The organism is Aeromonas simiae (assembly GCF_000820125.1).
Lineage (GTDB): Bacteria > Pseudomonadota > Gammaproteobacteria > Enterobacterales > Aeromonadaceae > Aeromonas > Aeromonas simiae.
Map to the genome: position 1 here is coordinate 29,655 of NZ_CDBY01000023.1, position 13,710 is coordinate 43,364.

12 protein-coding genes and 2 pseudogenes are annotated in these 13,710 nt (G+C 57.3%); 8 read left to right on the top strand and 6 right to left on the bottom strand.

Features of this window, described 5'->3' with window-relative positions; all coding sequences use genetic code 11:
- The first annotated feature begins 128 nt into the window (after positions 1-128).
- Positions 129-554, top strand: a complete 426-nt coding sequence (trxC, locus tag BN1134_RS03055) for a thioredoxin TrxC (protein ID WP_232300585.1) — start codon at positions 129-131, stop codon at positions 552-554.
- 157 nt (positions 555-711) lie between these two features.
- Positions 712-2,118, top strand: coding sequence for an SLC13 family permease (locus BN1134_RS03060; protein WP_232300586.1), 1,407 nt, complete (start codon positions 712-714; stop codon positions 2,116-2,118).
- Positions 2,119-2,430: 312 nt separating this feature from the next.
- Here BN1134_RS03060 and BN1134_RS03065 read toward each other — a convergent pair whose 3' ends face one another.
- Positions 2,431-4,899, bottom strand: a complete 2,469-nt coding sequence (locus tag BN1134_RS03065) for a glycogen/starch/alpha-glucan phosphorylase (protein ID WP_042045182.1) — start codon at positions 4,897-4,899, stop codon at positions 2,431-2,433.
- 332 nt (positions 4,900-5,231) lie between these two features.
- Positions 5,232-5,426, bottom strand: a complete 195-nt coding sequence (locus tag BN1134_RS03070) for a DUF4250 domain-containing protein (protein WP_042045183.1) — start codon at positions 5,424-5,426, stop codon at positions 5,232-5,234.
- Positions 5,427-5,603: 177 nt separating this feature from the next.
- On the opposite strand from BN1134_RS03070, the gene BN1134_RS03075 reads away from it, so the two are divergent.
- Together BN1134_RS03075 and BN1134_RS03080 are read left to right on the top strand one after the other, a co-directional pair.
- Positions 5,604-6,023, top strand: coding sequence for a hypothetical protein (locus BN1134_RS03075; protein ID WP_052449405.1), 420 nt, complete (start codon positions 5,604-5,606; stop codon positions 6,021-6,023).
- Positions 6,024-6,290: 267 nt separating this feature from the next.
- A complete protein-coding gene (locus tag BN1134_RS03080) occupies positions 6,291-7,565 on the top strand; it encodes an outer membrane protein transport protein (RefSeq protein WP_042045185.1) in 1,275 nt (424 codons plus the stop codon).
- Positions 7,566-7,670: 105 nt separating this feature from the next.
- On the opposite strand, the gene BN1134_RS03085 is transcribed toward BN1134_RS03080, so the two are convergent.
- Positions 7,671-8,834, bottom strand: a complete 1,164-nt coding sequence (locus BN1134_RS03085; RefSeq protein ID WP_042045186.1) for a thiolase family protein — start codon at positions 8,832-8,834, stop codon at positions 7,671-7,673.
- Between the two features lie 122 nt (positions 8,835-8,956).
- On the opposite strand from BN1134_RS03085, the gene BN1134_RS03090 reads away from it, so the two are divergent.
- Positions 8,957-9,379: a MerR family transcriptional regulator gene (locus tag BN1134_RS03090; protein ID WP_042045285.1), complete on the top strand. Its 423-nt coding sequence runs from the start codon at positions 8,957-8,959 to the stop codon at positions 9,377-9,379.
- A gap of 26 nt (positions 9,380-9,405) precedes the next feature.
- Here the strand turns inward: BN1134_RS03090 and BN1134_RS03095 are convergent.
- Positions 9,406-10,086 (bottom strand): annotated as a pseudogene (locus BN1134_RS03095) (dicarboxylate/amino acid:cation symporter); the annotation flags it as partial.
- An 86-nt stretch (positions 10,087-10,172) separates the two neighbouring features.
- On the opposite strand from BN1134_RS03095, the gene BN1134_RS19560 reads away from it, so the two are divergent.
- Positions 10,173-10,595 carry a hypothetical protein gene (locus BN1134_RS19560; RefSeq protein WP_045526735.1) on the top strand — a complete coding sequence of 141 codons (423 nt, stop codon included), beginning with the start codon at positions 10,173-10,175 and terminating at the stop codon, positions 10,593-10,595.
- Positions 10,596-10,621: 26 nt separating this feature from the next.
- On the opposite strand, the pseudogene BN1134_RS03100 reads toward BN1134_RS19560, so the two are convergent.
- A pseudogene (locus BN1134_RS03100) lies at positions 10,622-11,212 on the bottom strand (dicarboxylate/amino acid:cation symporter); the annotation flags it as partial.
- Between the two features lie 267 nt (positions 11,213-11,479).
- On the opposite strand from BN1134_RS03100, the gene ppnP reads away from it, so the two are divergent.
- Positions 11,480-11,764, top strand: coding sequence for a pyrimidine/purine nucleoside phosphorylase (gene ppnP, locus BN1134_RS03105; RefSeq protein ID WP_042045187.1), 285 nt, complete (start codon positions 11,480-11,482; stop codon positions 11,762-11,764).
- A 100-nt stretch (positions 11,765-11,864) separates the two neighbouring features.
- A complete protein-coding gene (locus BN1134_RS03110) occupies positions 11,865-12,368 on the top strand; it encodes a GNAT family N-acetyltransferase (RefSeq protein ID WP_042045188.1) in 504 nt (167 codons plus the stop codon).
- Between the two features lie 61 nt (positions 12,369-12,429).
- Here the strand turns inward: BN1134_RS03110 and fabB are convergent, their stop codons facing one another.
- Positions 12,430-13,641 (bottom strand): beta-ketoacyl-ACP synthase I, encoded by a 1,212-nt coding sequence (gene fabB / locus BN1134_RS03115; RefSeq protein WP_042045190.1) that lies wholly within the window; start codon positions 13,639-13,641, stop codon positions 12,430-12,432.
- Positions 13,642-13,710: the final 69 nt, after the last annotated feature.

Genomic DNA, 13,710 nt, shown 5'->3' on the forward strand with positions numbered 1-13,710 from the left:
AAGGCGGTGGCGCCATTGTAACGAGGGATAAACAAAAAGCCGTCGCATTTATTGCATGGCCCCCGGCTGGGGGAGAACGCGGGTGCATGTTATGCTGCCGTCTCGTCAGTTCCATAGGAGCCTTCTTTATGATCACCTATTGCAGCCACTGCCTGGCCAAGAACCGCCTGCCGACCGGCAAGGCCCCCGATGAGGCGCGTTGCGGCCGCTGCCACCAGCCGCTGGCCAGCCATACCCCCCTTACCGTGACAGCCGAGAATATCGATACGCTGATCGCCTCTGACATTCCCGTGGTGATCGATTTTTGGGCCAGTTGGTGCGGCCCCTGCATGCAGTTTGCTCCCGTCTTCACTCAGATGGCCCACGAGCAGGAGCCCAAGATCCGCTTTGCCAAGCTCGATACCGAGCAGCAGCAAGCGCTGGCCGCCCGCTTCGCCATTCGCAGCATTCCGACCCTGATGGTGTTTCGTTCGGGACAAATGTTGGCCCAGCGCAGTGGCTCACTGCCCCCTTCACTGTTTAAGGAGTGGCTGCTGGAATTGACCGGCGTTTAAACAGATTATGCTGGCCGAGCCGGGTCGGCCAGCGGTAGAAAAGGGAGATTACTGTGAGTCGCGGCATGTTTTAAACGTAACAGGCTACCCCCGCGCCAGAACAATCACGTAGCATCGGTAACACAACTACAACCAAAAACCTACCGAGGCCATGAACGTGCAAAAACAACCTGAACTTCAGCCCGACCCGCTTGCACCGCGAGCTCCTCGCCAGTGGCTGGACATCAAGTCCGGCATACTGATTGCCGATCTCCTGCTATTGGCCGCCTTGCTGGCCTGGCTCCCTTCCGATGCCAACGTCAACAAGGGGCTGGCCATCCTCATCTTCATCGCCGTGCTCTGGCTGACCGAGGCGGTGCATATCACCATCACCGCCCTCGCCATTCCGGTGCTGGCCACCCTGCTCGGGGTGTTCGAGATGAGCAAGTCGCTCACCGACTTTGCCAACCCGGTCTTGTTCCTCTTCTTCGGTGGTTTTGCGCTGGCGGCCGCCCTCTCCAAACAAGGGCTCGATACCCAGATTGCCGCCAAGGTGATGCAACTGGCCAAGGGGCACCTCGGCTGGGGTGCCATCGTCCTTTTCACCATCACGGCGGCGCTCTCCATGTGGATCAGTAACACCGCCACCGCTGCCATGATGATGCCGCTGGCCCTGGGGATGCTCAAAGGGCTGGATGTCCACAAGGAGCGCCGCACCTTGGTCTTTGTCCTGCTCGGCGTCGCCTACAGCGCCAGCATCGGTGGCATCGGCACCTTGGTGGGCAGCCCGCCCAACGCCATTGCCGCCGCCCAGATGGGTCTTGGATTCACCGACTGGCTCAAGTTCGGTATTCCGGTTGTGCTGATCTTCATGCCGGTCGGCATTGGGTTACTCTATCTGGTCATGCGCCCCAACCTGTCCCACCAGGTCAAGAGTGAAGCGGTCTCCATCCGTTGGACCGGGCAGCGCAAGGTCACCCTGGCTATCTTCCTGACCACGGTACTGCTGTGGATTGGCTCGCAGCCTATCTCGCAAGCCTTAGGGGGGATAGCCCAGCTCGATACCCTGATCGCCATGGGCGCCATACTGGCCATTGCGGTGAGCCGGGTCGCCACCTGGGATGACATTAACCAAAACACCGACTGGGGTGTGCTGATGCTGTTTGGCGGTGGCCTGACCTTGAGCGCCATTCTCAAGCAGACCGGTGCCAACGCCTTCCTGGCTGAGCACCTCTCGGGCACCTTGTCGGGTATGCCGCTGTTTATCATCCTGCTTTGTCTCACGGCCTTCGTGGTCTTCCTGACCGAGCTGGTCTCCAACACCGCCACCGCCGCCCTGCTGGTGCCGCTGTTTGCCGGGGTTGCCGAGGCGCTGGGGGTCTCCCCGATCGTCATCTCGGTGCTGATCGCCGTTGGCGCCTCCTGCGCCTTCATGTTGCCGGTGGCCACCCCGCCGAACGCGATTGTCTTTGCCAGTGGCCACATCAAGCAGCGCGAGATGATGCGCGCAGGGCTGGTATTGAACCTGGTCTTTACCGTGATCCTGACCCTGCTCGCCTACTTCGTTGGTAACATACTGCTCTAACACCTTGCGGATCAGGGCCCTGCGGGGCCCTTTTTCTTTGCCCCCACCCAGCCCTGACGATAAGGGCCGGCCTAGCCAAGCCCCCCTGCACTCCCTATCCTTGCCATGGCCTCATCCTCTCTTCGTGCCCCATGCAGCTGCGATCGCCAGGCCACAGGCAGGCATCGATGAGGGCGGCGCAGCAACCCGTACAGGGATAAGGCTCGCGCCTTGAATAGCCTCGTTGGGCATGGCGGCGTGGCCCAGCCATCACACGAAAACGGCGCATAAAAAAACCCCGCCAGATGGCGGGGTTTGAATTTAGCGTTGCGCTCAGTCTACCTTGCAGCTCTTGAGGCTCCAGATCTGATCCACGTAATCCTGGATGGAGCGGTCAGAGTTGAACTTGCCCATGGTTGCCGAGTTGATGATAGCCTTCTTGGCCCACAGCACGGGGTCACGATACCAGGCATCCAGCTTCTTGTGCGCTTCGGAGTAAGAGTCGAAGTCAGCCAGAGCCAAGTAGGTGTCACCACCTTCAAGCAGTGCGCGCTTGATGGAGGAGAGCTCGCCCGGACGACCCGGCGTGAAGTAGTCGGTATCGAACCAGTCCAGCACCGCCTTGATCTCGGAGTTGCCGTAGTAGAAGTCGTACGGGTTGTAACCGCGCGCCTTCATGGCCTTCACCTCATCCACGGTCAGACCGAAGATGGCGCAGTGCTCTTCACCTGCCTCTTCCGCAATCTCGATGTTGGCACCATCCAGCGTCCCGATGGTCAGGGCACCGTTCAGGGCCAGCTTCATGTTGCCGGTACCGGAGGCCTCATAACCGGCAGTGGAGATCTGCTCGGAGACATCGGCGGCCGGGATCAGCTTCTCTGCCAGGCTGACGCGGTAGTTGGGCATGAACACCACCTTGAGCTTGTCCTTGATGCGCGCATCATTGTTGACTCGCTCAGCCACCTTGTTGATGGCGTAGATAATGTCCTTGGCTAGCTTGTAACCCGGCGCTGCCTTGGAGCCGAAGATGAACACACGCGGGTGCATGTCATAGTCCGGATCGGCCAGCAGACGGCGGTACAGGGCCATGATGTGCAGCAGGTTGAGCTGCTGACGCTTGTACTCGTGCAGGCGCTTGATCTGGATGTCGAAGATCGCCTCGGCGCTGACATCGATCCCGGTTTCGGCCTTGATAACCTTGACCAGCTTCTCCTTGTTGCGGCGCTTGATGCTCATGAACTGCTTCTGGAACGCCTTGTCGTCGGCCATCTTGAGAACGCCACGCAGCAGATCCAGCTTGAGCGGCCACTCCTTGCCCACGACTTCGTCATACAAAGAGGCGAGCTCAGGGTTACAGGCCAGCAGCCAGCGACGCGGAGTCACACCGTTGGTCACGTTGCAGAACTTGTTCGGCCAGATCTGGGCGAATTCGGGGAACAAGTCCTCTTGCACCAGGCGGGAGTGGACTTCGGCCACACCGTTGACCTTGTTGGAGCCGATCACGCACAGGTTACCCATGCGCACCTTGCGCTGATCACCCTCTTCGATGATGGAGAGCTTGGCCTTGATGGCGTCATCGCCCGGCCATACTGCCTCGACCTTCTCGGAGAGGAAGCGGCGGTTGATCTCATAGATGATCTCAAGGTGACGCGGCAGTACGCGCTCGAAGAGATACACAGCCCACTTCTCCAGCGCTTCCGGCAGCAGGGTGTGGTTGGTATAGGCGAAGACCTGATAGCAGATCTCCCAGGCCTGATCCCAGTTCAGCCCCTCTTCGTCCAGCAGCACACGCATCAGTTCGGGGATAGCCACGGTTGGGTGGGTATCGTTGAGCTGAATGGCGACCTGGCTGGCGAAGGTGCTGAAGTCACTGCCATGGGCACGCTTGTAGCGGCGCATGATGTCCTTGATCGAGCAGGCGCAGAAGAAATACTGCTGAATAAGGCGCAGTTCCTTACCGGCTTCGGTCTCATCGTTGGGGTAGAGCACCTTGGAGATGGTCTCTGCCTGCGCCTTTTCGGCTTGCGAGTCGACATAACCACCGGCGTTAAACACGTCCCAGTCAAAGAACTCGGAGGCACGCGATTCCCACAGACGCAGGATGTTGACGGTGGAGCCGCCAAAACCAACGACCGGGATATCCCAGGGCACACCCTTGATCTTGCGACCGGCGTGCCACACCTTCTTCATGGAGCCATCTTCGGTAAAGACGGTTTCAACGTAACCGTAGAGCGGGATCTCCTGCACCGACTCGGGGCGGCAGATTTCCCAGGGGTTACCATATTCGCGCCAGGAGTCCGGACGCTCGATCTGACGGCCATCCTTGATCTCTTGACGGAACAGGCCGTGCTCATAGTGGAGGCCATAACCGATGGCCGGATAGTTCAGGGTAGCCAGCGAGTCAATGAAGCAGGCAGCCAGACGGCCGAGGCCACCGTTACCCAGCGCCATGTCCGCTTCGCATTCGCACAGATCAGCCAGATCCAGGCCAAGCTCGCGCAGCGCCTCATCACACACCTTATAAAGAGAGAGGTTGTGCAGGTTGTTGGAAGTCAGCCGCCCCATCAGGAATTCGGCCGACAGGTAATGAATTGCGCGGGTGTCTTGCTTGCGGTGAGTCTGCTGGGTACGGGTCAGACGCTCGTACACCTGTTCATTGACCGCCGCAGCCGTCGCCTTCCACCAGGATTCTTGAGAAGCCTTTTCTTCGCAGGTGCCCAGGGTGGAGCGAAGGTGATGCACAATGCTCGCCTTCAGTTGCTCCTTATCCAGTGCAATGTCGGTCTTCTTCTTGCTTGCCATAACCTTATTCCTTCGTTACTGAAACTGAGTGGCCTGTCCCGCTGTGGGAAAACTGTAATTATCATGGATGCCACGCGTAGTGAGGATAGTATCGAAACAAAACACAATAAAAGTGAACCAAAGTCACACTTTGGCGGCTTAAAATGCCTTTTAAATAATGAAAACCCTTTCTTTTTCAGCGCAATGGATGGAATTTTTTATTGATATTTATCATACAGATAAATGCGTTCACGACCGTGCTGCGGGTGAATAGGTTTTCATGATTTTAACTTTTATGCCTTTTGCTAAATTAATAGTTCAAATCCCTCATTAAGAAAGCGATTTCACGTCGTTCACAGGCTCTTGAATTGATTGTTCAGAGGGTCATATCGATAGCCGCTGGCTAAGAGGCGCTCGGTGAGTTCCCCTTGATCCAGCCCGTAGTAAGCCTGCAACTCCGCCAAGGAATCGCATTCGAGCCGGAGCTTCTCATTGACAATACCGAGCAGGATGTTGACCTCGATACGTTGCAGTTGGCTGGCGTCCATGATGTCTCTCCCTTGCTGATGGTGACAGGTAAAGAGTGAGCACAAAGCATACCCCTGTCCACCTGGCCTCTCCCAGTACAGAACCTGTTGCACAAGCGAATACAGTCATATACTGTATACACATACAGTGCTTTTGCACCCATGATATCCCCCATGTCGAGCAAGGAGTCACCCGCGATGCATTCACAATGGCCGCTTCATCAATACTGCCTCTCCCAGCAACTGGAACAACCGAGCGGCACGGATGATCTTCTGCCCCGCCTTGCCGACATCAGCCATAAAAAGAAAGGGTGGGTTCTGCTGATCGCCCCGCCAGGAGGCGTCAGCGCCAAGACGCTGCATAGCAAGGGCATTGATCCACGCTATGTGCTGGTCATCGGCGAGTCCAGGGTTAAGGATTGGCAGCGCACCCTCGAAACCAGCTTAGGGAACGGTTGTTTCAGTGCGGTGATCAGCTGGTTACCGGCAGGCGTTTGTCTGGATCACCGTAAACTGGAGCAGGCCAGCCGCCGCTCGGGCGCGCTTGCCCACTTCGTGCAACCGGTACTGCCGATGCCACTCAATTTTGCTGACCAGCCGCTGTTTGGCTGTCACTGAGTCAAACAGCGGTTGGTGGCAGAGGAAAAAACATCTGTCATTTATTGGCCAACATGCTGAGATAACGCGCATTTCGCTCGTTAATAGCACAACATAAAACAAACCATTAACACTTGATTATCTTTTGTGTATTCTCTCACTACTGGTCTGATTTCTTACCTCTTACCAGATCCATAGAATCATGCCGGTAATTATGGAAGAAGCTGAAAAAACAGTGGATCAAGCCACCATCTGGCAGCGAAAGATCCCCAAATAAGAGAGAACACTATGACTACTGCCTTTTTCAAGAAGAGCATCCTCACCGTCGCCGTTGCACTGGCCAGCAGCCAGGCCCACTCTGCGGCCTTTCAGCTGAACGAACATTCGGCCTCCGGTCTGGGGCGTGCCTATGCTGGTGAGGCGGCCATTGCCGACAACGCATCGGTGCTGGCTCGCAACCCTGCCGCCATGACTCGCTTCGACAAGATGGCCCTCTCCATCGCGGGAACCTATATCCGCCCGGATGTCGATGTAGATGGTGATGTGACCTATGGTGGCATGCCGCTGGCTAAGGCCAGTCGCAGCAACATCGCCCCTGATGCCTTCGTCCCGGCAGCCTATTTTATCCAGCCGATCAAGGACGATCTGGTGTGGGGCCTGGCCATGTTCACCAACTATGGCCTCTCGACCGAGTACCCCAGCAGTTACAACGCCGGCACCGTTGGCGGCAGTACCGAACTGACCACCTTCAACATCAACCCGAACCTGGCTTATCGCGCCGCCCCTGGTTTCAGTCTGGGTGCTGGTCTGAACCTGGTTTATGCCGAAGCGGAACTCAACCGCTATGCTGGTGTTCTGCCGGCGCTGGCTGGCCAGCCCATCCCTGCCAATACCAACGTCAGCCATCTCAAGGGCGATGACTGGGGCTTCGGTTGGAACGCCGGCATGCTCTATGAGTTCAATCAAGACCACCGCGTCGCCTTGACCTACCGCTCCAAAGTCGACATCAAGTTCAAGGGTGACTACAAGGGCACCTCTTCCGGCATGCAGAAGGTGGATGGCTCCCTGAACCTTGAACTGCCCGCGATGGCTGAGTTTGCGGCCTACCACCGCATCGATCCTCGCTTTGCCGTGCACTACTCGGTCAACTGGACCGACTGGAGCGCCTTCAATGAGCTGCGCGCCACCAGCAACGACTGCGCCAATGGTGTCTGCCTGCTCAAGGAAGAGAACTTCAAAGACAGCTGGCGTTACTCCATCGGTGGAACCTGGTACGTCAATCCGAGCTGGGAGGCCCGCATCGGTCTTGCTTATGACACCACGCCGATCCGCTCCGAGTATCGCAGCCTGAGCATCCCTGATTCAGATCGGGTCTGGTACAGCGCCGGTGCCACCTATCATATCGACCAGAACATGAGCATCGATTTCGGTATGACGTACATCGATGGCAAAGAGGTCAAGGTCAACGAGGGCATGATCACTCACGAGGGCGAGCCGCGCTGGCAGGGCTCCTCTCATGGCGATGCGTTCCTCGCCTCGGCCCAATTCAACATGATGTTTTAATCTCATCATCGATAAGCAAAGGCGCCTACGGGCGCCTTTTGATTTGCTCGGTACCGCGAGCGCGGCATTCACACGAGCCGATTGATGTTTGACGGCCTCCCGATGTTATTCACACTCCACGGCAATCGCCGTCGCCTCTCCCCCACCGATGCAGAGCGTTGCCACTCCACGGCGCAACCCTCGAGCCCGCAGGGCGTGAGTCAACGTCACCAGAATGCGAGCCCCGCTGGCACCAAGCGGATGCCCGAGGGCACATGCTCCCCCATTCACATTAAGTTGCTCATGACGGATCCCGAGCCCCTGCATCGCCAGCATGGCAACCATGGCAAAGGCCTCATTGACCTCGAACAGATCCACCTCATCCACACGCCACTGGAGGCGCTCGAGCAGCATATTCACCGCCCCGATGGGCGCGGTGGTAAAATCGGCCGGTGCTGCCGCATGGCTGGCGTAACCACGGATAAGCGCAAGAGGTCTCAAGCCACGTCGCTGCGCCTCATCCCGACGCATCAGCAGCAGCCCTGCCGCCCCGTCTGAGATTGAACTGGCATTGGCTGCCGTGATGGTTCCCCCTTCGCCAAACGCCGGTTTCAGCTGGGCTATCTTGTCGATGCTGGCTCGCCCAGGCTGTTCGTCTACCGCGAGCAACCGCGGCTCTTTTGCCTTGACCGGCACCAGCTCTCGCTCGAACCCGCCACTGTCGATAGCCGCTCGGGCACGCTCCAGTGAGCGGATGGCATACTCATCCATGGCACTGCGAGTCAGACCATGCCGATCCGCCATGTGCTGGGCATAGTGGCCCATCAATTGCCCCTCGTAGGCATCTTGCAACCCGTCGAGAAACATGTGATCGAGCAGGCTATGGTGGCCCATACGCAGTCCCGAGCGAGCCTTATCGATGAGATAGGGAGCGCGGCTCATGCTCTCCATGCCCCCCGCTATCATCACCCGCCCCTCGCCCTGTCTCAGCTGACTGACAGCCAGCATGACACTCTTCATCCCCGAGCCACACACCTTGTTGATCGTGGTGCACGGCACGCGGTGATCAAGCCCTCCCAACAGCGCGGCCTGACGCGCCGGCGCCTGCCCCACGCCAGCTGGCAGCACATTTCCCATGTAGAGCTCGTCCACATCCGCCGGCGCGATGGCGCTGCGAGCCAGCAGCTCAGCCACCACACAAGCGCCGAGCTGCGGCGCACTGACCGTCGCCAGCGCCCCCATAAAGCTGCCCATCGGCGTGCGCAGCGCCTCGACAATCACCACGTCCATGACGGCCCCTCCTTGTTTACATTTTCACAACATTATCACTTCTCCCTTACAAGACAACCGGTTGCACCCCTGTAAGGGTTTGGGTAAGGTGCCATGCACGATGGACAGCGCGTGGAATGAGCATGGGAAACAAGGAAGATCAACACACCTACAGCATCAGCGATCTGGCGCGGGAGTTTGATGTCACCACCCGTAGCATCCGTTTCTACGAGGATCAGGGGCTGCTGCACCCCACTCGACGCGGGCAAACCCGCATCTACAGCCGTCAGGATCGGGTTCGCCTCAAGCTCACCCTGCGCGGTAAACGGCTGGGATTTAGCCTGGCGGAGATCCGCGAGCTGTTTGATCTCTATGATGCCGATCGCAGCAGTCGCTCCCAGCTCACCACCATGTTGGCGCTGATTGACGAGCGCCGCGATAGCCTCGAGCAGCAGATGGAAGATATCCGCATCGTGCTGCTGGAGCTGGAGGCCGCCGAGCAGCGCTGCCGTGAAGCGCTGGAGACGCTGGGCCGTGATGCCGAGGCAAAAAAGAAGGGGCCATAAGGCCCCTTCTCATTATCTGCGTCTTATCATGCCGACTTGGTCCAGCGCTCAGGATCGTAATCCGGGCTGTACTTATCGACGATGATGGCGCAGGCCGCATCACCGGTAATGTTAAGCGCAGTGCGCACCATGTCGAAGATACGATCGAGGGCGAACAGCAGCGGCAATCCCTCGATGGGAATGCCGGCCGCCAGCAGCACCGCCACCACCAGGAAGGTCGGCCCCGGCACCCCGGCCTGACCAATGGCCCCCAGGGTCGAGGTGATGATGATCGCAGCCCATGCCCCCATGCTCAGATCGATCTGGAAGACCTGGGCAAAGAAGATGGCAACCAGACCGTAATAGATGGCGTTACCGCTCATGTTGATAGTGGCGCCAAGGGGCAGCACGAAAGAGGCGGTAGCGTTGGAGACTTTCAGCTCTTTTTCCACCACTTCCATGTTAACGGGCAGCGTAGCCATGGAAGAGGCGGTCGAGAAGGCCACGACCTGCGCCTTCTTCATCGCACTCATGTAACGCAGCACCGGCGTGTTGGAAAACAGCATGACCAGCGCCGGGTAGACCACGAAGCCATAGATGAGAATGGCCGCCACGTAGACCACAAACAGCTTCATCACCACAGTCAACACATCAAAGCCATAGGTGCCGATGGCATCGGCCATCAGACCGAACACCCCGATAGGCGCAATCAGCATCACAATGCTTATTCCATTTTCACTACAAACTAACTCATTGATACCAATGAAAATTTGATGTTAGCATGGTCAATGGACAACCTTGAAAAGGAACTTAAATGGACTTACTTACTGCCATTCTTGCTGTATGGGGAGCACTTATATCGACGGGTTTGGCTTGCTTAAAAATTTGGGAGATTCGTCAAAATCACTTTAGGGTTGAGACGTCTTACAATCTGACAAGCTCAATAACTGAAGGGAATGAAATCTACATAAGAAATCTGAACAACAGACCGATCACAATTGAGCATTGGGTTTTAGAGTGGCATCAAGGCATTTGGCCATTTAAGAAAACAGATACGATATCTATGTCACAAGACTTGTCGGCAGGTAGAAAGATAGAAGCTTATGACAGCATGACTCTTCATTTTACTGACGAAAGCTATTTCTCTACTGGAAAACCGTTATCCGAAGGTAAACGTCTATACATCCAACTGCATTTCGTAGGTAAAAAACGGCCTAAGATAATAAAGGTTTATTAATTTGGATTCACTTGAAACCCCTTGTATGGAGTCCGAAACATCACCTTGTTGATCATCCACACGAAGGCATCGACCAGGGTATTGAGCCCATCGACCAGCGGCTTAGACTTCTCGCGCGGCTGCTTGGCAATCGCAATTCCGAGGAACAGGCAGAACACCAAGATCTGCAGGATGTTCGCCTCATTGAGCGACTGGAACACGTTGGTGGGGATCATGCCAAGCAGGGTCGTGACGGCATCAGGCAGCACCCCCTTGTCGGCATAATCACCGGAGAACATCCCCTCGACACTGCTGAGATCGACGCCGACCCCAGGCTGGAACAGCTTACCCATCACCAGCGCCAGCAGCACTGCCAGGGCTGAGGTGATGAGGAAGAAGGCCAGGGTGGTGACACCGATCTTGCCGGCTGCCGGACTGGCCCCCAAATTGGCGGCCCCCGAGATGATGGCAACCGCCACCAGTGGGATCACCAGCATCTTGATGAGTTGAATAAACAGGGTACCGAGCGGCGCAAAGACGCTGGCTTGCTCACCCATGAGCGCACCAACCGCCGCCCCCAGCACCATGGCAACCATGACCTGAAAGCCGATATTTTTCACCAATCCTTTTGTCAACACAGAGTTTCCTTATTAGTTTTGCATGCACATACGTGCAATATGTTTGACCAAACAGGGCCAACAATGCCTGTTCATAGCCCTGTGGGCACGTTTTATCTCATATTTAAATCTCGTTTTAAATGGAGGTTACAATCACCTCCACTATTGATAACCCACCTTATGCTGATAGTGCGACCGATGGGGACGCAGCCCCCAGCAAATTCCCCATGACAAGCGGCGGCATGGCATGCTAATTTGCCCACAGCACTCAGCTACAAGGACGAGAAGATGTTGAAAAGCAACGAGTATTTTGACGGAAACGTAAAATCTATCGGTTTCGAGCACAAGGGCGATAAAGCCACCGTCGGCGTGATGGCCGCAGGCCATTATGAGTTCAATACCGCCGCCCCCGAGCGCATGACGGTCGTTAAAGGTGCCTTGACCATCCAGCTCAAGGATGAAGATGAGTGGCACACCTATCAGGCCGGCCAGGCCTTCCAAGTGCCTGGTCACTCCTCCTTCAAGCTGGAGGTCAAACAGGCCACGGCGTACCTGTGTGAATTCCTCGACTAAGCATCGAGCGACAGGGGGCCTTCCGGCCCCTTATCTTTTCTGCCCTATTTTGTTAACATGCACCGACAACTGGTGTTTTTAACAGCAGAATTTAGGGAAAATGACTGTCTTGATACGGAATATCCAGCACGATGACTGGAGCGCCATCCTGCGCATTCAGGCGCAATGCTACCACGCCCTGACCCCGGAACCCCTCGATACCCTGCGCAACAAAGTGCAGCTCTCCCCCGCAACCTGCTGGGTGGCCGAGCATGCGCGGGAAGTGCTCGGCTACCTGCTCTGCCATCCCTGGCACGACGGCCCTCCCCCTTCACTCTCTACTGCGCTGACCCACCTCGAAGGGGATGAACTCTTCTATATGCACGATCTGGCCATCTCGCCGAGCGCGCGCGGCCTTGGCATCGGCCAACGTCTCATCGATACCGCGCTCAATTACGCCAGGCAGGATGGCTATGAAGAGGTGGCGTTGGTCGCGGTGCAGGATGCCCCCGCCTACTGGCAGCGCCAGGGATTTGCCCCCTCACCCACCAGCAAATGCCTGCGCGAATATGGCCCGGGAGCCCAGTTCATGAAGCGCTGGCTCGGCACAGCCGAACCAGCCTAACCCCCCCGCAGTGACAACAAAAAGGGCGCCCGAAGGCGCCCTTTTCTATTTCGACAGCTCATCAGCCTTTGAACTTGCTGAACACCAAAGAGGCGTTGGTGCCGCCAAAGCCGAAGCTGTTGGACATGACAGTATTGAGATCGGCGGCCTCGTACTCGCGCACGATGGGCAGACCCACGGCCTTCTCGTCCAGATTCTCGATGTTGATGCTGGGGGCGATGAAGCCGTGTTCCATCATCAGCAGGGAATAGACGGCCTCGTGCACACCGGCGGCGCCCAGGGCATGACCGGTCATCGCCTTGGTGGCGGAGAGCTTGGGTGCATTGCTGCCAAACAGGGTCTGGATGGCTTCCAGCTCCTTGGTGTCACCGACCGGGGTGGAGGTGCCGTGGGTGTTGATGTAATCCACCTTGCCAACCCCCTGCATCGCCATCTTCATGCAACGCACGGCGCCTTCACCGCTCGGGGCCACCATGTCATAGCCATCGGACGTGGCACCGTAACCGGTGATCTCGGCGTAGATGTGGGCACCACGGGCCAGGGCGTGTTCCAGCTCCTCGACCACCACGATGCCACCGCCACCGGAGATGACGAAACCATCGCGATCCGCGTCATAGGTACGGGAGGCTTTTTCCGGGTTGTCGTTGTACTTGGTGGAGAGCGCGCCCATGGCGTCGAACTGGATGGTGGAAGACCAGTCCAGCTCCTCGCCGCCGCCGGCAAAGATGATGTCCTGCTTGCCAAGCTGGATCAGTTCCAGAGCGTGACCGATGCAGTGGGCAGAGGTGGCGCAGGCGGAGCTGATGGTGTAGTTGACCCCCTTGATCTTGAACGGGGTGGCAAGGCAGGCGGAGGTGGTGGAGGACATGGTGCGCGGCACCATGTAAGGCCCCACGCGCTTGACGCCCTTCTCACGGGCGATGTCCGCAGACTCCGAGGTGTTCTTGCCGGAGGCGCCGCCGGAACCGGTGACGATACCGGTGCGCTCGTTGGAGACCATCTCCTCCGGCAGGCCGGCGTCTTCGATGGCCTGCTGCATGGAGAGGTAGGCGTAGGCCGCGGCGTCACCCATGAAACGCATGACTTTACGGTCGATCAGTTCAGACGGCTCGAGTTTGATGTTTCCCCAGACACGGCTGCGCAGGTTGTACTGCTCAAACTGCTCGGAATAGGTAATCCCGGACTTGCCTGCTTTCAGGGAGGCCAGTACTTCTTCCTTATTGTTGCCGATACTGGAGATGACGCCGATACCGGTGATCACTGCTCTTCTCATTAATCCATCTCGTCTGGTAATACTGGCACCGAGTCTACCCGCTTTCGGCTGCCAAACTGGTCTGCTTTC